At 69.7% G+C, this 25,882-nt stretch carries 24 protein-coding genes; 12 read left to right on the top strand and 12 right to left on the bottom strand.

What is annotated here, in order from left to right; genetic code table 11:
• Nucleotides 1-139: 139 nt before the first annotated feature.
• Complete coding sequence (locus NL1_RS16085) at nucleotides 140-1,327, top strand: pyridoxal phosphate-dependent aminotransferase (RefSeq protein ID WP_067840207.1); 1,188 nt, start codon at nucleotides 140-142, stop codon at nucleotides 1,325-1,327.
• A complete protein-coding gene (locus NL1_RS39490; protein WP_245673296.1) occupies nucleotides 1,225-1,521 on the top strand; it encodes a dihydrofolate reductase family protein in 297 nt (98 codons plus the stop codon). The genes NL1_RS16085 and NL1_RS39490 overlap by 103 nt, the downstream gene beginning before the upstream one ends.
• Before the next feature lie 16 nt (nucleotides 1,522-1,537).
• Here the strand turns inward: NL1_RS39490 and NL1_RS16095 are convergent, their stop codons facing one another.
• The 3 genes from NL1_RS16095 to NL1_RS16105 all read right to left on the bottom strand — a co-directional run bounded on the left by NL1_RS16095 (nucleotide 1,538) and on the right by NL1_RS16105 (nucleotide 4,035).
• On the bottom strand, nucleotides 1,538-2,215 hold the full coding sequence (locus NL1_RS16095) for a CPBP family intramembrane glutamic endopeptidase (protein ID WP_245673298.1): 678 nt from the start codon (nucleotides 2,213-2,215) through the stop codon (nucleotides 1,538-1,540).
• A gap of 133 nt (nucleotides 2,216-2,348) precedes the next feature.
• Entirely contained in the window at nucleotides 2,349-3,038 is a 690-nt protein-coding gene (locus tag NL1_RS16100) for a trimeric intracellular cation channel family protein (RefSeq protein ID WP_067840210.1), read from the bottom strand.
• Between the two features lie 352 nt (nucleotides 3,039-3,390).
• Nucleotides 3,391-4,035: a LysE family translocator gene (locus NL1_RS16105; RefSeq protein ID WP_067840289.1), complete on the bottom strand. Its 645-nt coding sequence runs from the start codon at nucleotides 4,033-4,035 to the stop codon at nucleotides 3,391-3,393.
• A 241-nt stretch (nucleotides 4,036-4,276) separates the two neighbouring features.
• Here NL1_RS16105 and NL1_RS16110 point away from each other — a divergent pair, with 241 nt between their 5' ends.
• The 4 genes from NL1_RS16110 to NL1_RS16125 all read left to right on the top strand — a co-directional run bounded on the left by NL1_RS16110 (nucleotide 4,277) and on the right by NL1_RS16125 (nucleotide 8,805).
• A complete protein-coding gene (locus NL1_RS16110) occupies nucleotides 4,277-5,935 on the top strand; it encodes a DNA repair helicase XPB (protein ID WP_067840212.1) in 1,659 nt (552 codons plus the stop codon).
• 41 nt (nucleotides 5,936-5,976) lie between these two features.
• Nucleotides 5,977-6,645: a DUF3239 domain-containing protein gene (locus NL1_RS16115; protein WP_084510640.1), complete on the top strand. Its 669-nt coding sequence runs from the start codon at nucleotides 5,977-5,979 to the stop codon at nucleotides 6,643-6,645.
• Nucleotides 6,646-6,703: 58 nt separating this feature from the next.
• The gene (locus tag NL1_RS16120; protein ID WP_067840215.1) at nucleotides 6,704-7,342 is read left to right on the top strand and encodes a LysE family translocator; all 639 of its coding nucleotides are present in this window, start codon (nucleotides 6,704-6,706) and stop codon (nucleotides 7,340-7,342) included.
• Nucleotides 7,343-7,413: 71 nt separating this feature from the next.
• A complete protein-coding gene (locus tag NL1_RS16125; protein ID WP_067840217.1) occupies nucleotides 7,414-8,805 on the top strand; it encodes a M1 family metallopeptidase in 1,392 nt (463 codons plus the stop codon).
• 6 nt (nucleotides 8,806-8,811) lie between these two features.
• On the opposite strand, the gene NL1_RS16130 is transcribed toward NL1_RS16125, so the two are convergent.
• On the bottom strand, nucleotides 8,812-9,660 hold the full coding sequence (locus NL1_RS16130) for a hypothetical protein (RefSeq protein ID WP_067840219.1): 849 nt from the start codon (nucleotides 9,658-9,660) through the stop codon (nucleotides 8,812-8,814).
• 281 nt (nucleotides 9,661-9,941) lie between these two features.
• On the opposite strand from NL1_RS16130, the gene NL1_RS16135 reads away from it, so the two are divergent.
• The gene (locus NL1_RS16135; RefSeq protein WP_067840221.1) at nucleotides 9,942-10,469 is read left to right on the top strand and encodes an LppU/SCO3897 family protein; all 528 of its coding nucleotides are present in this window, start codon (nucleotides 9,942-9,944) and stop codon (nucleotides 10,467-10,469) included.
• Here the strand turns inward: NL1_RS16135 and NL1_RS16140 are convergent, their stop codons facing one another.
• Nucleotides 10,470-12,767 (bottom strand): helicase-associated domain-containing protein, encoded by a 2,298-nt coding sequence (locus NL1_RS16140; protein ID WP_067840223.1) that lies wholly within the window; start codon nucleotides 12,765-12,767, stop codon nucleotides 10,470-10,472.
• Nucleotides 12,768-13,075: 308 nt separating this feature from the next.
• On the opposite strand from NL1_RS16140, the gene NL1_RS16145 reads away from it, so the two are divergent.
• Nucleotides 13,076-13,264 (top strand): hypothetical protein, encoded by a 189-nt coding sequence (locus tag NL1_RS16145; protein WP_067840224.1) that lies wholly within the window; start codon nucleotides 13,076-13,078, stop codon nucleotides 13,262-13,264.
• 83 nt (nucleotides 13,265-13,347) lie between these two features.
• On the opposite strand, the gene NL1_RS16150 is transcribed toward NL1_RS16145, so the two are convergent.
• Entirely contained in the window at nucleotides 13,348-13,977 is a 630-nt protein-coding gene (locus NL1_RS16150) for a resuscitation-promoting factor Rpf1 domain-containing protein (RefSeq protein WP_067840226.1), read from the bottom strand.
• 379 nt (nucleotides 13,978-14,356) lie between these two features.
• A complete protein-coding gene (locus NL1_RS16155; protein WP_067840228.1) occupies nucleotides 14,357-14,599 on the bottom strand; it encodes a hypothetical protein in 243 nt (80 codons plus the stop codon).
• A 204-nt stretch (nucleotides 14,600-14,803) separates the two neighbouring features.
• Between NL1_RS16155 and NL1_RS16160 the strand changes: the two genes are divergently transcribed.
• Nucleotides 14,804-15,232 (top strand): cold-shock protein, encoded by a 429-nt coding sequence (locus NL1_RS16160; protein WP_174553422.1) that lies wholly within the window; start codon nucleotides 14,804-14,806, stop codon nucleotides 15,230-15,232.
• Between the two features lie 84 nt (nucleotides 15,233-15,316).
• Here the strand turns inward: NL1_RS16160 and NL1_RS16165 are convergent, their stop codons facing one another.
• The 3 genes from NL1_RS16165 to NL1_RS16175 all read right to left on the bottom strand — a co-directional run bounded on the left by NL1_RS16165 (nucleotide 15,317) and on the right by NL1_RS16175 (nucleotide 18,534).
• Nucleotides 15,317-15,847 (bottom strand): DUF2771 domain-containing protein, encoded by a 531-nt coding sequence (locus NL1_RS16165; protein WP_067840231.1) that lies wholly within the window; start codon nucleotides 15,845-15,847, stop codon nucleotides 15,317-15,319.
• Nucleotides 15,844-17,673, bottom strand: a complete 1,830-nt coding sequence (locus NL1_RS16170) for an MFS transporter (protein WP_067840233.1) — start codon at nucleotides 17,671-17,673, stop codon at nucleotides 15,844-15,846. Before NL1_RS16170 ends, NL1_RS16165 begins: the two co-directional genes overlap by 4 nt.
• A gap of 87 nt (nucleotides 17,674-17,760) precedes the next feature.
• Nucleotides 17,761-18,534 carry a glutaminyl-peptide cyclotransferase gene (locus NL1_RS16175; protein WP_067840235.1) on the bottom strand — a complete coding sequence of 258 codons (774 nt, stop codon included), beginning with the start codon at nucleotides 18,532-18,534 and terminating at the stop codon, nucleotides 17,761-17,763.
• A gap of 17 nt (nucleotides 18,535-18,551) precedes the next feature.
• On the opposite strand from NL1_RS16175, the gene NL1_RS40025 reads away from it, so the two are divergent.
• Together NL1_RS40025 and NL1_RS16185 are read left to right on the top strand one after the other, a co-directional pair.
• A complete protein-coding gene (locus NL1_RS40025) occupies nucleotides 18,552-19,946 on the top strand; it encodes a DUF3027 domain-containing protein (protein ID WP_084510642.1) in 1,395 nt (464 codons plus the stop codon).
• Nucleotides 19,943-22,825: a sacsin N-terminal ATP-binding-like domain-containing protein gene (locus NL1_RS16185; protein WP_067840237.1), complete on the top strand. Its 2,883-nt coding sequence runs from the start codon at nucleotides 19,943-19,945 to the stop codon at nucleotides 22,823-22,825. Before NL1_RS40025 ends, NL1_RS16185 begins: the two co-directional genes overlap by 4 nt.
• An 11-nt stretch (nucleotides 22,826-22,836) precedes the next feature.
• Here NL1_RS16185 and NL1_RS16190 read toward each other — a convergent pair whose 3' ends face one another.
• On the bottom strand, nucleotides 22,837-23,451 hold the full coding sequence (locus NL1_RS16190) for a TetR/AcrR family transcriptional regulator (RefSeq protein ID WP_245673300.1): 615 nt from the start codon (nucleotides 23,449-23,451) through the stop codon (nucleotides 22,837-22,839).
• Between the two features lie 126 nt (nucleotides 23,452-23,577).
• Between NL1_RS16190 and NL1_RS16195 the strand changes: the two genes are divergently transcribed.
• Nucleotides 23,578-25,629 carry a neutral/alkaline ceramidase gene (locus tag NL1_RS16195; RefSeq protein WP_067840240.1) on the top strand — a complete coding sequence of 684 codons (2,052 nt, stop codon included), beginning with the start codon at nucleotides 23,578-23,580 and terminating at the stop codon, nucleotides 25,627-25,629.
• On the opposite strand, the gene NL1_RS16200 is transcribed toward NL1_RS16195, so the two are convergent.
• Nucleotides 25,630-25,872, bottom strand: coding sequence for a DUF2530 domain-containing protein (locus NL1_RS16200; protein ID WP_067840291.1), 243 nt, complete (start codon nucleotides 25,870-25,872; stop codon nucleotides 25,630-25,632).
• Between the last annotated feature and the right edge of the window lie 10 nt (nucleotides 25,873-25,882).

Below are 25,882 nucleotides of genomic sequence, written 5' to 3' on the forward strand. Positions count from 1 at the left end.
TGTGAGATAGAACACGGCGAGGCTAGCTCTCCGTGGGAAAACGCACAACCGCCCAGGTAGAAGCTCCAAAATGAATGTGAAACATAGCCTTTCGCTATCGAATGGCAACAATGGCGACCGCTCCGCTACTCTCCGGGGTATGCCTGCACGCCCCGCGACCGTCGCTCGCCTCCGCCCCTTTGCCGCCACGATCTTCGCCGAGATGACCGATCTGGCCGTCCGGCACGATGCGGTGAACCTCGGCCAGGGCTTCCCCGACACCGACGGCCCCGCGGGCATGTTGGAGGTGGCGCGGCAGGCCATCGCCGACGGCGTCAACCAGTACCCGCCGGGCCGCGGCATGCCGGTGCTGCGTCGCGCCATCGCCGTCGACCGGGCTCGCCGCTACGGCACCGACTACGACCCGGAGCGGGAGGTGCTCGTCACCGTCGGTGCCACCGAGGCGATCAGCGCCGCCATGCTCGGACTCGTCGAGCCGGGCGAGGAGGTGGTGCTGATCGAGCCCTACTACGACTCCTACGCGGCGGCGGTCGCGCTGGCGGGCGCGCAGCGGCGCACCGCGCGGCTGGTGGCCGAGGGCGACCGTTTCGTGCTCGACCTGGACAGCCTGCGCGCCGCGATCACCCCGCGCACCAAGATGCTGGTGGTCAACTCGCCGCACAATCCCACCGGCACCGTGCTCGGCATGGCCGATCTCGCCGCGATCGCCGAGCTCGCCTGTGAGCACGACCTGCTGGTGCTCACCGATGAGGTCTACGAGCATCTCGTCTACGACGGCAACGAACACATCAGCCTGGCGACGCTGCCCGGCATGGCCGAGCGGACCGTCGTGGTGTCCAGCGCCGCAAAGACTTTCAGCGTCACGGGCTGGAAGATCGGCTGGGCGTGCGGCCCCGCGTACCTGATCGACGGCGTGCTGGCCGCCAAGCAGTTCCTGTCCTTCGTCGGCGGCGGCCCGTTCCAGCCCGCCATCGCGCACGCGCTGACCAACGAGCTCGACTGGGTCGCCCGGCTGCGAGATTCGCTCTCGGACAAGCGCCTTCGCCTGTCGGCAGCGCTGGCCGACGCAGGGTTCGGCGTGAAGCCCAGCGGCGGAGGCTATTTCGTGTGCGCCGATCTCACGCCTACGGGCCACACCGACGGTCTCGAGTTCTGCCGCGAGATCCCCGGGCGGATCGGCGTGGCCGCGGTACCCGTCAGCGTCTTCGCCGATGACAAGCCCGCGTGGAACCACCTCGTGCGGTTCACCTTCTGCAAGCGCGACGAGACCCTCGACGAGGGCGTGCGGCGGCTGCGCGCGGGCGTAACGGCGAGCGGCAAACGCTGACCGGAGGCGGCGGCGAGCTGGCCGGTCGGTTCGCCGACGCGGGTCTGCTGGACGAGGTGATCGTTGGCATCACGCCGGTGACGCTGGGCGGCGGGGCGCCGCTGCTGCCGCGCCGCATCCTCTCCGACCGGATGCGGTTGGTCGACGTCGCGCGGATGGGGCAGTTCGCGCAACTCACCTACCAGCTGAGCTGATCCGGCAGCGGCGGGATCAGTTCGCGCCGTGGTACAGGAACCCGCCGAGGCCGATGGTGAAGGCGAGGCAGCCGTAGAGCGCGTGCTCGACCGAGACCACCAGCAGTGAACCGGTTCGCCGGTATCGGTAGCCGAACAGGACGCCGCCGACCAGGGTCAGCGCCACGGCGATCCAATTGCCGAAGATGATGTGCGCGAACCCGAAGGCGGCGGCATTCGCGGCGATCAGCACCCATCCGCTGCCGAAAGCCGGTGCGTACCGCTGGAACAGGAACTTACGGAAGAGCAGCTCTTGCGGGTATACCGAGAACAGCGGATAGAACACCATCACGAAAGCCCACAGCAGCGGTTCGGTGCGCGGCAGCGACAGCAGCCGCTCCGGGCTGAATACGGCGAGCGTCAGGGCGATGGCGATCGCCGCGACGATCCAGAGCGCCAGCATCGACGGCAGTTCGGCGCGCAGCGTGCGCAACTGTTCCCGTAGTCCGTCGGCTCGCACACCCTGGCGTCGCAACCAGAAGTGCGCGGCGACGGACAGCACGATCAGCAGCGGAATGGGGCTGCCCGGGCTGCCGAGTGCGGCGTAGCCGCCGACCAGCCCGAAGTAGAGCACCGCGAATTCGACTGCGCGCCGGGTCATCCGGCGACGATCACGCTCCAGTCGAAGGTCCTGCTCCAGCCCGATCGCAGCCACCCTTCCGAGGCTACGACCGCCGACCCGCACCCGCCATGTCCCTTTCGATCCGGTGCCACACGCCTTTCGCACGCCACACAGCCCCAGTAGTGCTGTGTGGCGTCGAATGCGTATGTGTCGCGGGTTCGAGGATTCAGTCCGACGAGGGATCGAGGCGGCCGGTGTTGCGGAGAGCTTGCGGCGCGCGCCAGTCGTAGCGGCGGGCCAGCAGGCGGAAGCCGATGGCGAGGAAGGCCGCGAGCAGTCCGGTCCACGCCCAGTACGCGTCGAAGTGCAGCAGTGTCGCGGTGGCGGCGGCGCCGAACAGCGCGGGCACGGCGTACAGCTCCTGGTCCGGGCGCAGCACCCGCGGCACCTCGCCGCCGAGCACGTCGCGGATGACGCCGCCGCCGATCGCGGTGACCATGCCGAGCAGCGCGGCCGTCGGCGCACCCACCCCTTGGGCATACGCGACCGCCGTGCCGGTCACGCAGAACAATCCGAGCCCGATGGCGTCGAAGACCTCGAGCGGGCCGCGGGTGAGCCGCTGCGAGGGGTGTTTGAAGAAGATCACCAGCGCGGTCAGCAGGGACGCGCACAGGTAGGTGAGGTCGGTGAAGGCGGCGGGCGGGGTGCGTCCGATGAGCAGGTCGCGGATGACGCCACCGCCGAGCGCGGTGCTGCAGGCCAGCACCGCCATGCCGAAGATGTCGAGGTTCTTGCGGACCGCGAGCAGCGCGCCCGACGCCGCGAACGAGATCACCCCGAGCAGCTCGCCGATGCGCTGGGCGGCGTTTACGGCGGAATCGAGCTGCGTGGCCATGATGTCCAACCCGGCGACCATGAACCGCTCCTTTCACCTTCCTCGCCCAGCAGGTTTGCACGTCGGTTGCGGTGTGATTTCCGCGACACCCGCTTCCCGGCTCACCAGTCGGCTCTGGGGCTATCAGAAGTTGCTGCGCGGACGCCCTGACGCGGCTGGGACCGCTGCTCGAGCTGCGCCGCGCGGTATCGAATCCGACGGACCGTTCGTCGCACACGCGGCCCGCGTGCTGATCGAGGCACGCTGACCCGCCTGAGACCAAGGCCCGCAGATGCGGTCGAGACGGAGCATGTCGAGCCGAGGCCCGTGCCCAGCCGGGGCCGGGCGGACCGGGCCCGCGCCGTGCCGAATAGCGCCGAGCCGAACCAGCGCCTCAGGCCGGTGCCGGGCGGGCACGATCAGTCGCCAACAGCACCGCGATCGACCCCAGCATCGTGCCCATCACGTACCGCTGGGCGCGCAGCCACAGTGGCCGACCCGTGAGGAAGCCCGAGATCGAGCCCGCGGCGAGAACGATGAGCCCGTTCACGGTCAGTGCGACGGTGATCTGGACCGCGCCGAGGCACAGGCTCTGCAGCCAGACCATCCCGTGCTCGGGCGCGACGAACTGCGGGATCAGCGCCAGGTACATGATCGCGATCTTCGGGTTGAGCAGATTCGTGACCAGGCCCATCGTGAACAGCCTGCGCGCCGGATCGGCGGGCAGCTCCGAGGGCGCGAAGACCGAAAAGCCGCCGGGCCGCAGCGCCTGCCAGGCCAGCCACAGCAGATAGGCGGCGCCCGCCAGCTTCACCGCGAGATACAACCCGGGCACCACCGCGAACACCGCGGTGATGCCCGCGGTGGCGGCGGTGAGATAGACGCCGAAGCCGGCCGCCACCCCGGTCAACGACACCAGCCCGGCCCGTCGCCCCTGGGACACCGTGCGGGAGACCAGATACATCATGTTGGGCCCCGGGGTGAGCACCAGGCCGAGCGCGGCCGCTGCCACGCCGAGGATTGCCGCCGTTTCGATCATGCCCATGATCGTCACCGACGGGCCGCCGCCGCGTCTCGGTCCACTTCGAGGCCGGTGGACTCCCATCGTGACCGGGGCAACGGAACAAAACGCCCGCGTGGGACGCTGGTATCTCCGGAGCCGACCCCCTGCGCGTACCCACCGCAGCCTGCGGGTTGTCGGTGGGTTCGGGGAGAATGGGCGCCGGAACCGGCGCGAACGGGCGAACCACGTCCGTACCCGCCCGATGCGAGGAGAGACTGTGACCGACGGTCCGCTGATCGTTCAGAGTGACAAGACGCTGCTGCTGGAGGTCGACCACCAGTCGGCCGATGCGGCGCGCCAGGCCATCGCGCCGTTCGCCGAACTGGAACGGGCGCCCGAGCACGTGCACACCTACCGGGTGACGCCGCTGGCGCTCTGGAACGCGCGCGCGGCCGGGCACGACGCCGAGCAGGTGGTCGACGCTCTGGTCAGCTATTCCCGGTACGCGGTGCCGCAGCCGTTGCTCGTCGACGTCGTGGACACGATGGCCAGGTACGGCAGGTTGCAGCTGGTGAAGCACCCGGCGCACGGGCTGACGCTGGTCAGCCTGGATCGCGCGGTGCTCGAAGAGGTGCTGCGACACAAGAAGATCGCCCCCATGCTCGGCGCGCGCATCGACGACGACACCGTGGTGGTGCACCCGTCCGAGCGCGGCCGGATCAAGCAGATGCTGCTCAAGATCGGCTGGCCCGCCGAGGACCTGGCCGGGTACGTCGACGGCGAGGCGCATCACATCGAGCTCGATTACGAAGGCGGCCACTGGCACCTGCGCGATTACCAGGAGATGGCCGCGGACTCGTTCTGGGCGGGCGGTTCCGGTGTGGTGGTGCTGCCGTGCGGCGCGGGCAAGACGATGGTCGGCGCGGCGGCGATGGCCAAAGCCAAGGCCACCACGCTGATCCTGGTGACCAACACCGTCGCGGGCAGGCAGTGGCGGCGCGAGCTGCTGGCCCGCACCTCGCTGACCGAGGAAGAGATCGGCGAATACTCCGGCGAGCGCAAGGAGATCCGGCCGGTCACCATCGCGACCTACCAGGTGATCACCCGCCGCACCAAAGGCGAGTACAAGCACCTCGAGCTGTTCGACAGCCGCGACTGGGGCCTGGTCATCTACGACGAGGTGCACCTGCTGCCCGCGCCGGTCTTCCGGATGACCGCCGATCTGCAGTCGCGCCGCAGGCTCGGCCTCACCGCCACGCTGGTGCGCGAGGACGGCCGGGAGGGCGACGTGTTCTCGCTGATCGGCCCGAAGCGCTACGACGCGCCGTGGAAGGACATCGAGGCACAGGGCTGGATCGCCCCGGCCGACTGCATCGAGGTGCGGGTGACGCTCACCGACGCCGAGCGAATGGCCTACGCGACCGCGGAGCCGGAGGAGCGGTACAAGCTGTGCTCGACCGCCCGCACCAAAATCGCTGTGGTGGAATCGATTCTGGCCAAGCACAAGGATTCACCGAGTCTGGTGATCGGTGCCTATCTCGACCAGCTCGATGAATTGGGCGCCGATCTGAACGCGCCGGTAATCCAGGGCTCCACGAAAACCAAAGAGCGCGAAGAACTTTTCGACGCATTCCGGCGCGGCGAGATTCCGGTCCTCGTGGTGAGCAAGGTCGCCAACTTCTCCATCGACCTGCCGGAAGCGTCCGTGGCGGTGCAGGTTTCGGGCACTTTCGGGTCTCGTCAGGAGGAGGCGCAGCGGCTGGGCAGGCTGTTGCGGCCGAAGCAGGACGGCGGGCAGGCGCACTTCTATTCGGTGGTGGCCCGCGACACCCTCGACGCCGAATACGCGGCGCACCGGCAGCGCTTTCTCGCCGAACAAGGGTATGCCTATCGCATTACGGATGCCGACGACCTGCTGGGACCTGCCATCGGATAAGTGGAGGCAAATCCTCCGCAACGTGTGCTAGGAAAGAAGACGTGCGACGCTTCGAATTCGCGGTGGACCGCAGGCATGCCCATGCGGTGAACGAAGTGTTCGCCGACCTGCGCCGGTTGCGCATCGTCGCGATCGCCGCCGCCGTCGTCGCCGCCACCGCGACGGCCTACCTGATCTGGCTGAACCACCCGTGGTCGTATCTGCTCGCGGTCGCCTTCGCGCTCGGCGCGGTGACCGCGCTGTGGGTCGCGCTGTGGGCGCCGCACCGGTCCAGCATCGATCGGCTCTACGCCGACGGCGAACTCGTGCCCGCCGTGGTCTCGGAGACCTATCCGACCGGCGTCGTGCTGCTCGCCCTCGTCGACGTGTCGACGCCCGAGGCGACCGATCCGCGCTATGCCCTGGTGATACGCAAGGTGCGGGATCTGCCCGGTCACCAGAAGCGCGCGGGCGAGCGGGTGCCTTCGGTCGCGATCCGCACCGACCGCGCGCCGCGCCAGGTGGGTGAGCGCTGGCAGTCGGTGAGCGCCATGCCGATTGCCTGGGGAACCAGGGACGGCCGGGTCATCGAGCGGGCGCGCGCCGCCATCAGCGAGGTCGAATGGCGGCTGCTCACCGACAATCTCGCGCTCGCCGCGCAGGTGCGCCGCACCTCGGCCAAACGCCTGCTGCTGAATCCGCAGCAGCTGCCGGGCGATCTCGGCAACTGACCGCGCCGGGCATCGCTCGACACGCCGCGCCACCGCCGCCGCGACCTACACTGCCCTGATGGTTCCCATGACCAACCTGTTGGCGTTCATGGCGGCAGCCACCCTCATCGTCGTCATACCCGGCCCCGGCGTGTTGTTCACCGTCGGGCGGGCGCTGGCCCTCGGCAGGCGGGCCGCGCTGATCTCGGCGGTCGGCCACTGCGCGGGCGTGCTGGTCTGCCTGGTCTTCGTCGCGATCGGGCTCGGCACGCTGCTCGCCGCGTCGTCGTTTGCCCTCACCGCGGTGAAGTTCGCGGGCGCACTGTATCTCGTCTATCTGGGCGTGCAGGCGATTCGAGAACGCAAGGCGCTGCGCGACGCGCTCGGTGCGAGCGCCGGCACCGGCGCCGGCGGCCGCGTCTTCCGGCAGAGCGTGATCGTCGGGGTGACCAACCCGAAGGGCATCGTCTTCTTCTCCGCCGTGCTACCGCATTTCGTCGATCCGGCCGCCGGTTCGCTGCCGTTGCAGTTCGTCGTCCTCGGGACGGTGTTCCTGGCCATCGCGCTGGTCTCCGACAGCGCATGGGCGTTGCTGGCCGCCTCGGCCCGCAGCTGGTTCGCCAAGTCGCCGCGTAGGCTCGAAGCCGTCGGTGGTGCGGGTGGCGCGATGATCGTAGGACTCGGCGCGTCGGTGGCGCTCTCGGGCACGGCGGACTGAACCGGCTACCATCCACCTGCGTAGTACGCCGGTACCGGGATCGGGGTGTGGTGGAAAGGGGCGGTAGTCGAATGAGGTTGTCCGGCTTGGTGTGTGCCGCGGTGGCCGCGCTGCTGCTGACGGCGGCGGGGCCCGCGAACGCCGATCCGTTCGTCGGCGCTCCCGGCTTGGGCGATCCCTACTACCCCCTGGACGGCAACGGCGGCTACGACGTGCGCCACTACGACGTCTCCATCGATTACGACCCCCCGAGCCGTCACCTCACCGGCAGCGCCCGCATCGATGCCGTCGCGACGCAGCCGTTGCGCGTGTTCAATCTCGACTTCGCCGGGCCGGAGGTGGGGATGGTCTCGGTCAACAATCAGCCCGCCTCCTTCGACCGCAACGGCGAGCACGAACTCACGGTCACCCCGTTGCTGCCGATCCTGCCCGGATTGCCGTTCACGGTGACCGTCGACTACGCGGGCGAGATGGTGAGCAGCGAGGGCGAGGGCTGGACCTTCGCGCCGAGCGGCGGCGCGTTCGTCGCCGGTGAGCCGCATTCGGCGACCACCTGGTACCCGCTCAACGACACGCCCTTGGACAAGGCCACTTTCGCGCTGCACACCACCGTGCCCGCGGAGTGGGAGGTCATGTCCAACGGACTGCGCACCCAGGACTCGGTGCATGCCGACAAGCGCACGGTCAGCTGGGAATCGCGCGCTCCGGTCATCGGGTACCTGACCACCGTCGCCATCGATCACTTCGTCTTCCTCGAGCAGCAACGCGCCAACGGAACCCCGCTGCTGAGCGCCTTCGCCCCCGACGCCCAGCACAACGTGGAGATCGAGGAGCGGTTGCCCGAGATCCTAGATTTCACCGAGCAGCTCTACGGGCCGTACCCGTTCGAGGCGGTGGGCGGCATCTACGTCGACGCCGCCATCCCGTTCTCGCTGGAGACCCAGACCCGCCCGATCTACTCGCCGCGCGCAGGCCTGCCGACCGTGGTGCACGAGATCGCGCACCAGTGGTGGGGCGACGCGGTGTCGGTGCGGCAGTGGTCCGACATCTGCCTGAACGAGTGTTTCGCCAGTTACACCGCCGACTACCTGTGGCCGGAGCGGATGGAGGGCGAGGACGTCGACGCCCAGTATCGCCAGACCATCGAGAAATGGTATGACGAGCAGCGGTTCTGGGATATCCCGCTGGAAAACCCCGGCGCCGGTTTCGAATTCACCTCGGTCTACTACCGCGGCCCGCTGTTCTTGCACGCGCTGCGCAAGCAACTCGGCGACGACGTGTTCTTCGGCGCGATCAAGGAATTCCTGCACAGGCACGCCTACGGGAACGCCTCGATGCCCGAGTTCCGCGCCTTCGTGCAGTCGAAGACCCGGACCGATCTGACGGGATTCTTCGACGCGTGGCTGAACCAGACCACCCCGCCCGCCGACGAATACCTCTACCCGGGCGACCTGCGACTCTGATCCGGGTCAGTCCCGCACCCGCTCCTGCGCCCGCTGTACCCCCCGCTGCGCCCGATCGAGCTGCCGCTGCGCCGCTCGCAGCTGCTCTTGTGCGCTGCGTTCGGCGGTACGGGCGAACTGCTTCTCCTGCTCGGCGTGCTCGAGTTCGGTGCGCAACCGGGTGATCCTGTCTTCGATCTCGGTGCGGCGTGCCGCGGTCTCGTCGGCCTCCCGCTGCGCCGAATCCCTTGCGGTTGCGGCTGATTCGAGGGTGGCGCGGGCGTCTTCGAGCTCCTGCTCGGCCGCCGCGTCGGGAGCCTTCTTCGCGCCCTGCGGTTCTTTGCGCACCTTCTTCTCTGCAGGAGCCGAGCCCATGCCATCGACCGCCACCAGCGCGGGCCCCGCCGGACCGAATCCCTCGTAGCTCGCGGCCGTGGCCAGCGTGCCGGTGCGCACCTGCTCGGCGACTTGTGGGTCGGCAAGTGCCGCCGTCAGGGTCTGGCCCACCTCGCGCAGCACGCCTTCGTTCACCGGTTTGCCCGCCTCGGCGGCCAGCGCTCCCGCCCGCCTGGACAATGCGTTGACCACCTGTTGCCGCTGCGTGGTGAGGGTGCGCAGCTGCTCACCGGACAGCTCGCGCTGCGCCGTGCGCAGGGCATCGCCGAGTCGCAGCAGGGCGTCCACGTCGTCCGGAGCCGAGCGGGCGAGCAGATTCACCGTCCACGCGGTCACCGTCGGCTTGCGCAGCTTGCCGATGGCGGACGCGAGCTCCTTGTCGCCGGACTCTCTGGCCTCGGCGACACGCGCGGCGCGCGCCGCGACGAATTCGGCGGGCTGCACCGAGTACAGCTCGTCGGCGACGTCCTCGAGCGTCATACTTGCCAAGCGTAACGACATGCACTCCGCGGACGACAGACCCGACGTATTGGACGAACGTCCACCAAGTGGGCGATCTGCGGAAGGCATTGCTAGTGAACTACTTTGGTCTGCAACTGCTCGGTCAACTGCTCCCGCGCGTGCTGGGCTTCGCGCTCCTCGGGATGTACGGCTCCGGTTTCTGAACCGGCCGTCAGCCGAGTTGATGCGGTCACCGCTACCGTGCGGGTATCCTCACCGCGTTCACGCCCGTGAACGAATTCGGTGAAAGAGGTTTTCCCGTGAAGTTCCCAGGAACGAGGCTGCTGGCACGCGTTGTGCTCGCCCTCCTGGCGGTGGCCGCCCTCGCGGTCGCGGTGACCGGCTGTTCTGCGATCGACAACGCAACCAAGTCCGACGTGGCCAAGACGAAGGTCGGTGACTGCATCAACATCACCGACAACTCGCCCACCGCCACCGAGGGTGAGCCGATCGATTGCTCCTCGCCCAAGGCCGTGTACAAGGTGCACCAGAGCTTCGACCAGCAGACCGAATGCGCGTCGAAGGAGTACACCAGCTACACCGAGCAGCTGGCCAGCGGCGGCACCGCGTTCCTGTGCCTTGCGCCCAACTTCGCGCAGGGCAGCTGCTACAACGACGTCGGCACCTCGCCGTACAAGTGGGTGGACTGCTCCTCGACCGAGGCCACGTTCAAGGTCGTGCAGCGCGTCGACGGCCAGACCGACGAACTGCTCTGCGAGAGCGCCGAGGAATTCATCACCGTCTCGGACCCGAAGACCCTGTTCTGCGTGGGCAAGCCCACCAGCTGATCATTCCAGCAGCGCGACCGACGCGATCCGGTGCAATGTGAAGTGCCGGACCGCGCCTGTCACCGGATCCAGCGCGTCGAGTTGTCCGTTGCCGACCTTCAGCGGCTCGACCACGCGCTGGGACGCGACGCCCGAGGCGTCGACATAGCCGATGTTCACCGGCCGCCGCACTCGCGCCGCCAATTGCAGCAGCGCGAGCGTGGCGGCCGTGCTGGTTCTGGTGCCGTCCGTGCGCACCGACTGGCCCGAGCGGGCGCTCGCCGCCCGCTCGCCCGCCCTGAGCTCGGCGACGAGCAGTTCGAGCTGTTCGGTGCTCGGCGGCGTCGGCCGGTATGCCTGGCGTGCGTTCGGCCGCACCGAGATACGGGCGCCGCGCCTGCGCAGGTCGACGATCGCGCCCGCCGAATCCTCACCCGCCGGTGCGAAACCGGCCGCGCGCAGCTGTTCGAGCACCTCGCCCAGCGGAGCCTGGGAGATCGCGACCGTCGGGGCCACCGCACGCAGCGCGAGCGCGGACGCGACCGGTGCGGCGAGCACCTGGGCGAGCAGCGTCGTGTCGTCGCTGCGCACGAACGCTTGCGCCATGCCCGCCCGCAGCCTGCCGTGCCTGCGGGCCACGTCATCGATGAGGTAGGTCAGCGCCTGCGGGATCGGCGTGCGGGAGTGCGTGGTGAACAGCGTGTGGAGCTCGGCGGCGGTGAGCCCGGCGTCGAGCGCGCGCCGCACCGAGTCCTCGCCGATCCGGTACACCGTTGCCGCACCGGCAGATTCGACGTCGGCGACGAGCGCTACCCGCTGCTGTAGCTCGGCCGTCAGCGGGCCCGGCGCGATCACCGTCAGGTCGGCCTGCACCAGCACGTGGTCGATCGGGGCGGGCAGCGCCGCCTCCATGGCGGTCTCGGCGTCGGCCACGCTGGTCACCCCGCCGTGCAGCAGGGCGCGGCCCGGCGACCCGAGCGCGCCGCGTCCGACGAGACCGACCTCGGCCGCTTCGCGCACCGTGTTCTCGACGGCCTCGCGCCGGAAGTGCCTTCGCCTGCGCGGCTGCCGCCAGGCCAGGATGCGGCCGATGTCGGCGGGATCGAGGGCCGCGCCGGACGGATACTCGGCGAGCAGTTCGAGCACGGCCCGCCGGTCGCGCGGCGCGGTCGGGGTGCGCAGCTCCAGCGAGAGCGCGGCCAGCGGTTTGTCGTTGGCATCGCGCATGCCGATCATCCACGGCATCCGGTCCAGGTCGAGCCACACCATGGCGAGCACCGTCCAGCGGCGCGCCGCCGGTCCCTCCAGCCAGCCGTCGGCGGCCGGGGTCGGCGCCCAGTAGTCGTCCACGGAATCGTAATCCGGCAGCGGGTCCGGCTGCCCCTTCTCGATCAGCTTCGCGGCCGCGAGCAGCTCGACGAGCAGGCCTGCCCTGATCTCGTCGATGCCGGTCTGCTTGGCGATGCGGCGCAGCTCGCGCACGCCGAGCCCGCCCGAGCGCAGGGCGGGGGCGGGCGTCTGGCCGAGCGCCTCCAGGATGTCGGTGCAGTGGCGCAGCAGCTCGCCCACCTCGCCGGCGGCGACGGCGTTGACGTCGGCGGGGGCGTGCTTGGTCAGCTCCGGCTTCGGGGGAGTGAGGGCATGCGGGTGGGTCACCGGCTCGCGGCGCAGCACCTGGCCGACCGTGATCGGCAGCTCCACGGTCTCGTCGTCGATTCGGTGCAAGAGCCGACGGGCGAGCAGCTGCTGCACCGGGCGGTCGGCGGGGGTTTCCGGTGCGGCGTCCCTGGTGCGGCCGCGCGGACCGGTGCTCGCCAGCTTCTCGAGCAGGGCGCGCTCGGCGGGGGCGAGCTGCGCCAGCGCCGCGGTGATCTCTGCTTCGGTGAGCGCGTCGGGCACCTCGGTGCTGCTGCCGATCGGCCAGGGCAGCGCCTCGGCCGCTGCGGCGGCCAGGTGCAGGTCGTCTCCGTCGAGCCAGACCAGCGCGCGGGCGGTCAGCCGGGCGAGCGACTCCTCGATCGCGGCTTTGGTCGCGCGTCCTTTCAGTTGCGCGTGCAACGCTTTTCGAGTCAGCGGCGCGCTGTCGCCCGGCGCCCGCGTCGCGCCGTGCACGGCGAGTGCTTCCACGATGGAGAAGTCGAGGGTGTTCAGGTCGTCGGTGGCGCGCAGCACGGAGGCGCGCTGTTCGGCCCTGGCCGCGAGCACCGCCATCGAGGACGGCAGCGGCACGGCGAGATCGGGCCGCAGTTGCAGCAGCTGCACCAGCTGGTCATCGCTGCGCGCACCGAGCCACGCGGCTAGGGCACTGGTCAGACTCATCCGACCCAGCTTATCCCGCCTCCCCGCGTTCAAGGCCAGACACAGGTGCGGGCTGGGGCGCGTTGACGGTTGGCGGTTGGGCGGAGGCTTGGTCGGCCCGACCATGCCGCAGCGGTACATCCTTGCGTCCCGGCAACCGTTGACATCCCCAACGCGACGACAGATTTCGCACGGCCCGGGTAACTCACCGGGTACGGGCCAACTCAGCCCGCCCCTCGCCGCCGGTCGCCAACGTCACCCAGCCCCGCACCTGAGTCTGGCCTTGACCGCGGGGAGGCGGAACAGCACACGCCCGCTAGCATGAGGCTGTGGTGAACAAATCTAAGAAACCCTATGTCGACAACGGTTGGCCCCAGGTGGCCGATGGTGACCATGCGGTCACCGAGCTCTCGTCGACCCGTTCCGGTGGCCTGTCGCCCTACGGCGAGGACACCGAGTTCCCGGTCCCGGCCGAGCAACTGGCCTACGTGCACCCGCACACGGTGATCAACCGCTGATCTCGCCGATCACGGCCGTAGGTACGAACAAGGCCCCCGCATCCTCGTTGATGCGGGGGCCTTGTTCGTGAACGACGCGAAACTCAGGAGGGCAGCAGGCCCTTGTTCGCCTCGTAGAAGTTCACGACCGCGGGGTCCAGCGTGACCCCGCTCGCCTTGGCGGCGTTGAAGAAATCGAGTGCGGGCTGCGGAATCTGCACGCCCTGCTGCTGCACCGTGGCGATCGCGCGGTCGACAGCCTGGAAGATTTCCTGGTTGGCGTCGGCGGCCTGGGCCTGCGGGGCGGAGGGTTCGGGGTTCCATCGCGGAGTGTCCACGGTGGACGGAGCGCTGCGCTGCGACGGGGTGCTCTTCAGCCCCAGCTTGGCCGAGCAAGAGGGCCAAGCGCCCCAGCCTTGCGAGGCCAGGACCTTTTCGGCGACGACGATCTGCTCTTCGCGGCTGGCCTGGTTGGCGCTGGCCGCGAATTCCCCGCCGCCGTGGGCATTCCAGGTGCTCGGGGAGAACTGCAGGCCGCCCTGGTAACCGTTGCCGGTGTTGATGCCCCAGTTGCCGCCTGCTTCACACTGCGCGAGGCGATCCCAGTCGGAGTCGGGAGCCGCGCTGGCGTTTCCAGCGAGGGCCACACCTGCGGTGCTGAAGATCGCGCCGGTGACGGCGACCTTGGCTACGGTGCGCCCGGTGGAGGTCGGCTTGCGATGGCGTCCACTCATATCGGGTGTCTTCCTCTCGTCCGCACCTGCGAGGATTCGCTCGGGTTCGGACTGAGAGGTCGTCCGTCCCGCCCACGCCCCTGTATCCGTCGGGGTCCGGTACCCGCGGGGCGAGGTTCGGTGCGGCGGGCCGGTGGTGCCGGGTGTCCCCGGCTGGGATAGACCGTACGTCGATCGGCGCGAAAAATCACCATTTGGTAACCGGCGTGTACTCGCGGGTCGCGATGTGGTCTCGGCGGGTGCGAAATCGCTTCGGCGCAGCTAGAGGCGCGTAGCGCGCGGCCGGTTCTGCTCCGTTGCCGGTCCGTGACCTGCTCGTGATGTGACGAGGATCACACCCGGGATTGGGTAACGAACAGCTCGGGTACCCGGTTTCAGGTCATCTGGACCGGCGGCCGGACCACAACGTGAACACCAGCGCGCAGAGGAAGCCGACCGGCGCCAGCATCGCGAGCAGATACAGCCACAGCCCCGGCTGCCCGTCGGTGAGTATCGGCGTCAGGAAGATCGCGATGATCGCCAGCAATCCGATCGCGAACAGAGCGAGCGCCAGCTTCAACAACCAGTCTCCGGAGCGGCGCGGCGAGCTGCTCGGCGGCGGCGGTACGGAAGGGTTCGTCACCTCTCGACGGTAAAACTGATGTGCTTCGGTTATCGCCACCGGGGTAGACTTCATAACAATCGCGTCCTACAGGCTTGTGGGGCGCGTTCTTTACGCAAACTGACAGGAGCTGCTCCCGGCGGGAATTCGCCGCGCAGTTTCGTGCAGACAGGGTGTGCTCGGACCGACCGGGTCCGGGTGTCGAATGATGAACGGGTGAGCGCAGTGCCGACCGGCAGGGTGAAGTGGTACGACGTCGAAAAGGGCTTCGGCTTCCTTTCCCAGGACGAGGGTGAGGACGTCTACGTCCGCTCGTCCGCGCTGCCCGACGGTGTCGAGGGCCTGAAGCCCGGGCAGCGTGTGGAATTCGGCATGGCCGCGGGTCGTCGCGGCCCGCAGGCGCTGAGCCTCAAGCTGCTCGAGGCGCCGCCGTCGGTGCGGCAGGGCCAGGATCGTGAGCGCGGCGCCCGCAAGGAACCCGTTGCCGGGCCGCGCCGCACGCCCGACGAACTGCACGGGATGGTCGAGGACATGATCACCCTGCTGGAGACCAAGGTGCAGCCGGACCTGCGCAAGGGCCGGTACCCGGATCGCAAGTTCGCGCGCACCATTTCCGAGGTCGTCCGCGCCGTCGCGCGCGAACTCGATCACTAGGACCGCGAGTCCGCGCTGCGCGAGGCGCTGCAGCGGAGTCTGGAGATCCGCCGGGATGCCCTGCGCGCCCGGCGGATCGAGCGGTCAGGCCGTGCGAATCGACCACGCGGCGTGCGGAACGGTTGTCTCCCTGCCGCTCTCGTCGATCGCGGGCACCGGCAGCTGCAATTCCACGCCGATGAGCCGAAGTTCGGGCAGCGGGCGCGAATCGATGGTCAGCGCCGGCGTGCCTTCGGGGTAATCGTTGTGGCTGATGATGCGGTCCACGATGTCGCCGTTGGGCAGCGCGTAGACCAGCTGCGCCAGCCATGGCGCATCGGCGATCGAGCGCGGCAGCGACAGTTGCAGCGGGTAGCCCGCAGGCACCTCGAGATCGATGGATTCGCCCACGCGGCAATTGGACAGGTCGAGCTGGTCGTCACCGACGATCCGGATGTCGCAGTACTGGTACGGCGGCACCGTGACCGACTTGCCGTGCGCGTAAGCGGTGATCTCGGGGTCGTGCTCGGGCGCGTTGCGCACTGCCACGGTCACCACGACGGCGACCGTGGCGGCGACGAGCAACAGCGCGACCGCGGCCAGCGCGGCGATGGTGCGGCCAGTGAGCTTGTTCACCAGATCGGATCTCCCGTTTCTCGTTGGATGCTGTCGCCGTGCGGTTTACGCGCCGCGGGCACTTCCTGTTCCGCATGCTGCGGCCGGTTCCCGCCGAGGCCGGGCAACAGCGAATGGCCGCGGTAGCTGACGAAGGTCTGGATCAGCCCGAGCACGAGTATTCCCGAGACGACAGCGAAGCCCTTCCAGTAGTCGGTCGGCAGCAGCACACCCGCCGCGCCGCCGACCACCCAGCTCAGCTGGAGCACGGTCTCCGAGCGGCCGAAGCCGGAGGCGATCGATTCCGGCGGCAGGTCGTCCTGGATCGAGGCGTCCAGCGACACCTTCGCCAGCGCGCTCGCGCCCGCCGCGACCAGCGTGGCCACCGCCGCGCCGAGCAGGTTGTCGGCGAACACCGCGAATATCGCGACCCCGGTGCACGCGGCGGTGCAGCCGAGCACGATGAGCGAGGGCTTGCCGAGCGCGATACGGGCGCCGGTGGCGTTGCCGGTGAAGTTGCCGATCGCGGCGGCCACGCCGACCACGCCGAGCATCGCCGCCTGCTGCACCGGACGGTGCTCGGTCGCCTTGGCCACGAACGCCACGTAGAAGGTGAGGAAACCGGTCAGCACGCGGATGGCGCTGTTGCCCCACAGCCCGGTGACGACGGCGCGGCCGAGCGGCTGTCTGCGTTTGCGCGCGGGCACCGCCGACTGCGCGCCCTCGCGCAGCACTTCGGTGTGCGCGTCGTCGCCGTGATAGCTCAGGGTCGCGGGCACCTCGCCCTCCGTCACCTCCACCCACCGCGGGATGCGCAGGCTCAGCGAGGTGCCAGCGCCCGCGATCAGGACGGCGAGCACGAGCGCGCCCGTGGAGCCCGCGATGGTCGCGATCAGCGCGGCGACGGTGCCAGCACCGATGGTGCCGCCGACCAGGCCGAAGACGGTGAGCCGGGAATTGGTGCGCACCAGGTCGATATCCGGTGGTAGCACGCGCGGCGTCACCGCGCTCTTGAGTACCGAGAACGACTTGCTGCCGATCATCATGCACAGTGCAAGCGGATAGAGCGCCCAGGTGTCGAACTGCACGATCAGCACCACCGCGAGCACGGCGCGCACGCCGAAAGAGGTCGCCAGCGCCAGCCTGCGGCCGCGCTGCAGCCGGTCGAGCAGCGGGCCGATCAGCGGCGCGATCACCGCGAACGGCGCGATGGTGATCAAGAGATACAGCGCGACGTTGGACTTGCTCTCCGCCGTCGCGCTGGCGAAGAACAGGGTATTGGCCAGCGCCACCGCGATCGCGGCGTCGAGCGCGAAGTTCGCCATGGTGGCGTAGGTCAGCGCGGTGAGGCCGGACTTGTCCGCTCCGTCGGCCTTGGCGGCGCGCTGGAAGGTGGCGATGCCCTTTTCGGTGAGCTCCCTGCCGCGCAGCGCGGCGACCCTGGTGACGGTCAGCTTGCGCGGGGTGCGCTGCTCGCCCGGCGGCGGGTCCTGCTGCTCGGGTTCGGGCGGCAGGTCCGGCGTCTCGAGACGCTTGGTGTCGGCGGGTTGCTGCGCCGGGGCCTGCGGGAAGACGCGGCGCGGGGTCTTGCGGGTCGGCTCGTCGGGCGGCCCAGGGCGGGCCGGCTGCCTGCGCGCTTCGGGCTCCGGCGGCGACGACTTGCGCAACGGACCGAGCGGGCCGCGCTGTGGCGCGTTGCGGCCGGGATTCAGCGGTGGCAGCGGCCTGCGCCGGGACGTCGAGTGGGGCGGGGGATACCGGTCGTAGCCGGGATGCCGTTCGATCGGGGCGTCCTCGCCATCCCACGGACCACGCTCGGGACCGGAGGGATCGCGCGGAGTAGTCACCCCTCAATTCTGTCGTACAGCGGCGACAGGAACTCACCGGCGCTCCACGTTCGGTGCAGAAGTGACGTTCCTCGCGTCCCGCCGGGCTCAGGCGGGCACGAAACGGACCTCGAACATGGCAGGCCAGTATTTCCCGGTGATCAGGAAGCGGTCGGTGCCCGGCAGCTGGGCGATGCCGTTGAGCACGTCGGCGCCGGCGCGCTGTTCGCGAGTGAGCAGTTCGGAGGCGTCGGCGACGCCGAGCACGACGCCGGAATCGGGGTCGATGCGCAGGATTCGGTTCGTCGGGTAATCGTTGGCGTAGACAGAACCGTCCGTGGCGCAGTCGAGTTCGTTCAGGTGCGCGCCCCTGCGGTCCCGCAGCGTGACCGCTCCGGTGGGCGCGAAGGTGCCCGGGTCGCGGAAGGTCAGCGTGTTCGTGCCGTCGCTCATCACCAGCCTGCCGTCGAAGGCGCACAGTCCCCAGCCCTCGCCCTGGTAGGCGGCCTCGGTCCGGGTTTCGAGGGTGACCGGATCGCGGGCGAAGGCGATGCCGTCCTGCCAGGTCAGTTGCCACAACGTGTCGCCTGTCCTGGCGATGCCCTCGCCGAAATACGGTTCAGGCAACTCGGCGCGGGCCAGCTCGGCGCCCGTCCGCAGATCGGTGGCGCGTACGTCGGAGCGGCCGCGCAGTCCGGTGCCTTCGTAGAGGATGTCGCCATCCACGTCGAGACCTTGGGTGAAGGCCTTCGGATCGTGCGGGCGGACGCCGACGACCTCGATCCGCAGCCGCGGCGGCTCCGGTTCGGCGCCGCCGCAACCGCTCGTCAGAAGCGACCCGACGAGCACACCTATGGCCAACGCACGCCGATTCAGCTTCATACGGCAAAATGTAGGTCGTGAGCGCAGTTTCTGTTTCGGAGCCCGACGTCCGGCCGGTACTCGCCGACGCCGTGGACTTGGCCCGCCGTGCGCTCCTGGAGCTGGAGCCTTCGGCAGTCGGCGCGCACCTCGGCGTCAGCGCCGAGGACGAGAGCGCGGCGACCCATCGATTCGAGGCCACCCTGCCCGGCTATCGCGGTTGGCAGTGGGCCGTGGTCGTGGCGGCGCCGCAGGACGCGGACCACGCGACGGTCAGCGAGTCCGCGCTGTTGCCCGGCCCGGACGCCCTCGTCGCACCCGACTTCGTGCCGTGGGATCAGCGCATCCGCCCCGGCGACCTGGCCCCCGGCGACCTGCTCGCCCCGCCGCAGGACGACCCGCGCCTGGTGCCCGGCTACGTGTCCGGCGGCGATCCCGAGGTCGACGAGACCGCGTTGGAGATCGGCCTCGGCCGCACCAAGGTGCTCAGCGAGGACGGCCGCTTCGCGGCCGCCGAACGCTGGTACTCCGAGTACGGCCCCGACACCGAGATGGCCAAGGCCGCCCCCTCGACCTGTGGCAAGTGCGGCTTCTACCTGCCGCTGGCGGGCGCCCTGCGCGCCGCCTTCGGCGTCTGCGGCAACGCGATGGGCGCTGACGGTCACGTGGTGCACGTCGAATACGGCTGCGGCGCCCACTCCGACGTGGTCGCGCCGACCGGCGGCGGCTCGCCGCTCTACGAGGCGTTCGACGACGCGGCGTTCGACGTGATTTCGCCCGAAGAGCTGGGCAAGTCCGCGGTTCGGGCCGACCGGGTCTCCGGTGACGAGGCGGGATCGGCGGAATCCGCGGACGCGACGCGGACGGCAGTGGCGGATACCGAAGCCGGAACTCCGGCCGAGACGGCTGCGATCGCCACCGAGCCGAGCGCGGAAGTCCGCGCCGAGGAGATCGTGACGGCCGATTCGTCGGCCGAGGCCGCGGTCGCCCGCGACGAGCAAGCAACGATCGAAGATGAGGCCGAGGCTCCGGGCATCGAGCAGGCGGACGCGCAGAGTGCGGCGGTCGCCGAATCCGTCACGGCCGAACCGCATCTGGACGCGGTCGCCGACGCTTCGGCCGCCGAGTCGGCAGTAGCCGCCGACGCCACGTCCGCCGCAGAGCCGAGCGCAGTCACTGAAACCGCAGCCGATGCAGCGCCTGTGGCTGAGCCGAGCGCGGTGACCGAAACCGCGGCCGAGTCGAGTGTGGTGAAGTCGGAGGCAGGCGAGGTGCAGCCGTCGGCCTCGGATGACGACGCCGCGGCCGAGCCGGATGCCGACGCGCCCGTGAACGGCATTGCCGCCGAGCAAGGTTCGGCGCCCGATGCGCAGGCGCGTGCGGACGAGGATGGACAATCGCGGCCGGAGTCCGGGTCATCGCCGCGGAATTGACCGGCTCGGCCGATCCGTTCGGCACCGAGGGGCTGCGTGCCGCCGTCCTCGCGTCCTGGCGTGATTCGCCGACCAGGCTCAGGGAGGACGCCGCCACCGAGGCGGATCTGGTCCGCGCGGGGTACCGCGACCGCCTGCTGACCGAGCTGGCGCAGAACGCCGCCGACGCCGCGGCCAAGGCGGGTGTTCCGGGCCTGGTCTCGGTGCGGCTGGACGGTCGCACGCTGTCCATCGCGAACACCGGTGCGCCCCTCGACCTTTCGGGCGTCCACGCCCTCACCGCCCTACGGGCTTCCGGGAAGGCCGAGGCCGCCACCGTCGGCCGTTTCGGCGTCGGCTTCACCGCCGTGCTCGCGGCGAGCGACGACATCGAATTCCGCTCCACCACCGGATCTCTGCACTTCTCCCGCACCAGAACTCGGGAGGCGCTGCGCGAGACCGGAATAGCCACGCCGGACGGCGGTGCCGCGTCGACCTTCCTGGCGCCGGCGCTTCGCTTGGTGTGGCCGGTCGAGGCGCCGCCCGCATCGGGCTTCGATACCGAAGTCGTGTTGCGCCTGCACGCCGACGTGGACGCCGACGCTCTGCTCGCCGTAATGCGCGACGAGGCTGCGAACCTGCTTCTGGAACTGCCCGCGCTGCAATCCATTCGGATCGCCGACGCCGAGTTCACCTCCGCGGTGCGCGAACTCGGCGACGGCCTGCAGGAACTCCGGGTGACCGGGCCGGACGAACACCGCACCTGGTGGCAATTCCGCACACCGCGCGCGAGATGGCTGCTGCCGGTGCGCAACGGCAAACCCCATGCCGCACCGCACGACGTACTGCGCGCGCCCACCCGTTCCGACGAGGAACTCTCGCTGCCCGCGCTGCTGATCGCCGACATCCCGATGCAGCCGGACCGCCGCCGCCTGCTGCCCGGCACTCGCGTCACCGAACTGGCTTCGGGCTACGCCGATTTCGCGCGAGCGCTGCCCCCTGGCGACCGGCTCGTGCTGGTCCCCGCACCGGGTTTCGCCCGCAGCGAGGCCGACGGCCTGCTCCGCGAGGCACTCGTCCGCGAACTGCAAACCCACTCGTGGTTGCCGGTGGTCGTCGCCGACGCGGCAGGGCGGCGCACCGAGTCCGATCCGGCGGACGCGGAAACGGCCGGTCTCGCCGATGGGCTCGGACACGGCATCGACTCCGACGGTGGCGCGGTACCCACGGCGGTACCGACCCGCGCGAGCGTCTTCCCCTACCTCACACCGGAATTGGCCCACCTCCTGGACGACGTGGTCGGCCCCCTGGTCATCCCCGGCCTGTCCGGCCGCGCCCACACCGAGGCACTCGCGGTGCTCGACGTACACCGCCTCGGGCTGGCCAGGCTCGCGGAGCTGTCCGGCGGTGTGGATCGCCCGCCCGCCTGGTGGCGCGACTGGTACGTGGCGCTGGAGCCGTTCGTCGTCGACCCGCTGACCGCCGAAGAGCTCGGTGCGCTGGCTGTTCCGCTGGCCGACGGCCGGCTGGTGACCGGCCCGCGCACCGTCGTCCTGGACGACATGCTCGAGGTACCCATCCCGCTGCACTGGGCGCGCCTGGTGCATCCGGAGGCCGCGCACCCGCTGCTGTCGCGGCTCGGCGCCCGCTCGGCGACCGCGGAGGAACTGCTCGCCGATCCGGCGCTGCACGCGGACCTGACGGACCACCCGGACGATCCCGACCTGATCGACGCGGTGCTGCGCTTGGCCGCGTACGCCGATCCGGATGCGCTGCCGTCCTGGCTCGGCATGATCGAATTGCCGGACACCACAGGCGAATTGCTCCCGGCCGACGAGCTGCTGTTGCCCGAGGCGCCGCTGTACGCGCTACTGGCCGAGGACGCGCCGCTCGGCATCGTCGCCAAGGAGGTCGTGGACGAGTACGGCGCGCAGGCGCTGCGGGCCGTGGGCGTCGGCTGGGATTTCGGCGTCGTCGCGGAGTCCGATCCGACCGGACCCGATCACCATCTGGACGACGAAGAGGCCTGGTGGGAGGGGCTGCCCGAGGAACCGTCCGAGTTCGCCGCCGTCCGCGATCTCGACCTGGTCGACGACATCGCCTGGCCGGACGCACTGCACCAGCTGCTGGCCGAGCCGCAGACGAGGCGTCTGCTGGCGGATCCGGACGGCTACACCGCGTGGTGGCTGCGCAGGCACGCCCGCCTGGACGGCGTGACGCTCGGCCACTACCGCCATCCCCGCGACACCGAATTCACCGGGCTACTACCGGAATTCGCGGTGCCGGGGCTGAGTGACACCAATCTGGAGGTGCTGCGCAGCGTCCTCGCGAATCCGGAGCAGATCACCACGGACCTGGCCGACGCCCTGCTCGCGGCGCTGGCCGATCCGGCGAACAACCCTGAGCCGGAAGTCGTTTCGCGGGCACACCGCCACTTGGCCGCCGCGGCATCCCGTTTGGACCTCACCGAGCTGGAGCTGCCGGAGCGGGTGCGCGCGCTGTCCGGCGCGGCGGTGCCCGCCATAGGCGCGATGGTGCTGGACCTGCCGTGGTTCGGCCTCGTGTTGCCGTCCGATCGCCTCGTGCTCGGTGATCAGGAGACCGCATCCGGGCTGGCGACGCTGCTCGACCTGCCGCTGGTGTCGGAGTCGGTCACCGCCGAGGTGCTCGGCGCGGGACGACGCACCTCCTGGTCCGCCGAACCGCTGGGAGTGGTTCTGCGCCAACTGTTCTCGCTCGCACCGCAGGAGGGCGAGCTGGTGTTGCACGAGGAGGACCTGCGCGTGCGCCTGTCGGGCGCGGTGGCCGGGACGGTGTCGGTGCCCTGGTGGCGATCGGGAACCGAGACGCACATCCGCATCCCGGTCGCCGTCGACGGAACGCCGCCCGCGACTTCGTGAGCGGCGGACTCCTACTCCGCGTACCCCGCGAGCATCTCGCTCAGCAGATCGAGCTGGACCCGCACCGCCTCGCTGTCGTTGTCGACGAGCCAGCGCAGTACGACGCCGTCGATGACGTTGAGCATGAAGCGGCTCAGGGTCTGCACCGGCACCGACCACGAGGTGGACGTGGCGTCGCGCGCGTGGTCGAGGAGGTCGGCGACCGTGGAGTCGTTGAAGTTGTACTGTTCGCGCGCGATGGCGAGCTTTTTCGGAGTCTGCTCTCCTTCGCGCAACGCATAAGTTGTTGTTTCGTAGGTGAGCAGTTGTCGTTCCGGCGTGGCTTCGATGTTGAGCCACATCAGTTCGAGCCCGGCGCGCACCAATTTTTGAAGCGCTTCTTTTCCACTTTCGACGTCTTGCCAAACTGTTTCATTGGCGTCGACGGAATCGCGTAATTCCATCGACAGCGCTTTGACCAGCTCGGTCATCAGCGCGTCCTTATTTTCGAAACAGTAATGCACCACACCGAGTGAGACACCGGCTGCTTGAGCGACATCGCGCGTGGTCACGCCCGCGACGCCCTTTTTTTCGGCAAGGCCGATAGCGGCCTCGATAAGGTGGGCCCGTCGTTCTTCGACGCTCAATCGGGAGGACACCTCAGCGAGTTAAGCGCCCGCGGAGCGTGCAGTCAATTCGCGGCGCCGAAAAATCTAGACTGGACGAACGTCCAGTTGTGTGGTTCGCTGCCAAACGGACGAAGGGAGGCACGGATGCCGGTGTCACGCAGAACGGTTCTCGCCCGGACCGCGGTAGGTTCGGCCGCACTAGCCGCTGCCGCGACCACCGGACCGGGCCTGACCGCCGGGCTCGGCACGGGGGCCGCCGCCTCGCCGGATACTGGTTATCAGGTGGGCGTCGGCATCTCCGACATCACCGGTCCGGCCGCCGAGTGCGGGATGATGGGCTACTCCCAGCTCGAGCAGACCACCGCGGGCATCCATCTGCGTCCGCGGGCGCGCGCGTACGCGATCGCGGCGGGCGGGCGGCGCGTCGTCTTCGTCGTCGCCGAGAACGGCATGATCTTCCAGTCGGTGCACCACGGCGTGCTGCTCGAGCTGGCCCGCCGCTTCGGCGATCTCTACACCGAGCAGAACGTGCTGCTCACCTCGACTCATTCGCACGCGACCTGCGGCGGCTCCAGCCACGACTACGCCTACAACCTGTCCATCCTCGGCTTCCAGCAGCAGGTGTACGACGCCGAGGTGAACGGGATCGTGGAGGCCATCGCGGCCGCGCACGCCGATCTCGCGCCCGCCTCCCTCGCGCTCGGCCGTGCCGAATTGCACGACGCCAGCGTCAATCGGTCGCGCGTCGCCTTCGACCGCAACCCCGCGGCCGACCGCGAGTACTTCCCCGCCGCCATCGACCCGGCCGTGACCACGCTCTCGATTACCAAGGGCGGCAAGCGTGTCGGCGCCATCACCTGGTTCGCGACGCACAACACCTCGATGACCAACGCGAACCGGTTGATCAGCGGCGACAACAAGGGCTACGCCTCCTTCGCCCACGAGCACACCGAACATGGCGTCCGATACCTCGACGGCGCAACGGATTTCGTGTCCGCCTTCGCTCAGACCAACGCGGGTGACATGTCGCCGAACCTCAATCTGCGCCCCGGTTCCGGACCGACCGAGGACGAGTTCGAGAACACCCGCCTCATCGGTGAGCGTCAGTATCGCGCCGCCAAGGACGCGCTGACCGCCGCGCGCTCGATGAGCGGACCGGTCGACTCCGTGCTCTGCTACATCGACCTGGCCGATATCGCGGTCGACGGACGCTTCACGCCGGACGGACAGCCGCGGCACACGGCCCCGGCCGCCGCGGGGGTCTCGCTGATCGCGGGCAGTGTCGAGGACGGGCCCGGCCTGCCGGGCGGCCCGATTCCCGAGGGTGTGCGCAATCCGTTTCTCGGCGCGCTCGGCGATCCGAACCAGCCGGCGCCCGCCTGGCTCGCGGATGCCCAGGCGCCCAAGGCGATTGCCGTGCCGCTCGGTCTGTTGCCGCCGGTGCCGTGGGTGCCGAGCGTGGTGCCGATCCAGCTGGTGCGGATCGGCGAGCTGTATCTGGCCGCCGCGGGCGGCGAGTTCACCATCGTGTCCGGGCTGCGGGTGCGCCGCGCCGTGGCGGACGCGCTCGGCGTCGGCCTGGAACAGGTGCTGTTGCAGGGCTATGCCAATTCCTACCACGAATACGTCACCACGCCCGAGGAATACGACGCCCAGCAGTACGAGGGCGCGTCGACGCTCTACGGGCGCTACACATTGCCCGCCTACCAGCAGGAATTCCATCGCCTGGCAACGGCTTTCGTGGCCCGCGCCGCGGTTCCGCGCGGCCCGGCGCCGCGAGACGTGTCGAACCTGCAGCCGAACTTCGTGCCAGCGCCGGGTCCGGACGCCACCCCGCCGGGACGCGGATTCGGGGACGTGCTGACCCAGCCTGCCTCCTGCGCCCGCGGGGAACGGGTTGTCGCCGAGTTCGTTTCGGCACATCCGAAGCACAATCCGCGACGCAACGGCACCTTCCTCGAGGTGCAGCGCCGGACCGGAACCGGCTGGGTGCGCGCCGCCAACGAGGGGGAGTGGGCGGTGCGATACCACTGGAGCAAGCGCGGTGCCGCGGAATCGGTGGCACAGTTCAGCTGGGACGTTCCCGACGGCGCGGAGCCGGGCGACTACCGGTTTGTGCACTTCGCCGACAGCCTCGGCGCCGACGGCGTGCTGCGGCCATTCACCGGGGTGAGCGCGGAATTTCAGGTGAGCTGATCACCGCAGACCGGTCTGCGCGCCCTTGTCGCCGCGGCGCGCGCCGCGGCGCTGGATCAGGAAGATGGTCAAGCCGATCAGGCCGACCACCAGACCCATCAGGCAGACCGGCCGCGCCCACTCCCAGCGTTCGCCACTGGCCCACACGACGATAGCGGCGACCACCCACAGGGCGCTGCCCACGGCGAGCACCGGCCGCGGATCGGTCAGCCGCGGCGGGATCTCCGGCACTTTCTGGGTCACGGGCTCAGCG

This window comes from Nocardia lijiangensis NBRC 108240 (assembly GCF_001613045.1).
GTDB classification, from domain to species: Bacteria; Actinomycetota; Actinomycetes; order Mycobacteriales; family Mycobacteriaceae; genus Nocardia; species Nocardia lijiangensis.

Excerpts from the sequence above, each read along its gene's own strand:
- NL1_RS16085 (WP_067840207.1), top strand. The coding sequence starts at position 140 with ATGCCTGCACGCCCCGCGACCGTCGCTCGCCTCCGCCCCTTTGCCGCC.
- NL1_RS16100 (WP_067840210.1), bottom strand. The coding sequence starts at position 3,038 with ATGGTCGCCGGGTTGGACATCATGGCCACGCAGCTCGATTCCGCCGTA.
- NL1_RS16105 (WP_067840289.1), bottom strand. The coding sequence starts at position 4,035 with ATGATCGAAACGGCGGCAATCCTCGGCGTGGCAGCGGCCGCGCTCGGC.
- NL1_RS16120 (WP_067840215.1), top strand. The coding sequence starts at position 6,704 with ATGGTTCCCATGACCAACCTGTTGGCGTTCATGGCGGCAGCCACCCTC.
- NL1_RS16125 (WP_067840217.1), top strand. The coding sequence starts at position 7,414 with ATGAGGTTGTCCGGCTTGGTGTGTGCCGCGGTGGCCGCGCTGCTGCTG.
- NL1_RS16130 (WP_067840219.1), bottom strand. The coding sequence starts at position 9,660 with ATGACGCTCGAGGACGTCGCCGACGAGCTGTACTCGGTGCAGCCCGCC.
- NL1_RS16140 (WP_067840223.1), bottom strand. The coding sequence starts at position 12,767 with ATGAGTCTGACCAGTGCCCTAGCCGCGTGGCTCGGTGCGCGCAGCGAT.
- NL1_RS16150 (WP_067840226.1), bottom strand. The coding sequence starts at position 13,977 with ATGAGTGGACGCCATCGCAAGCCGACCTCCACCGGGCGCACCGTAGCC.
- NL1_RS16175 (WP_067840235.1), bottom strand. The coding sequence starts at position 18,534 with ATGAAGCTGAATCGGCGTGCGTTGGCCATAGGTGTGCTCGTCGGGTCG.
- NL1_RS16195 (WP_067840240.1), top strand. The coding sequence starts at position 23,578 with ATGCCGGTGTCACGCAGAACGGTTCTCGCCCGGACCGCGGTAGGTTCG.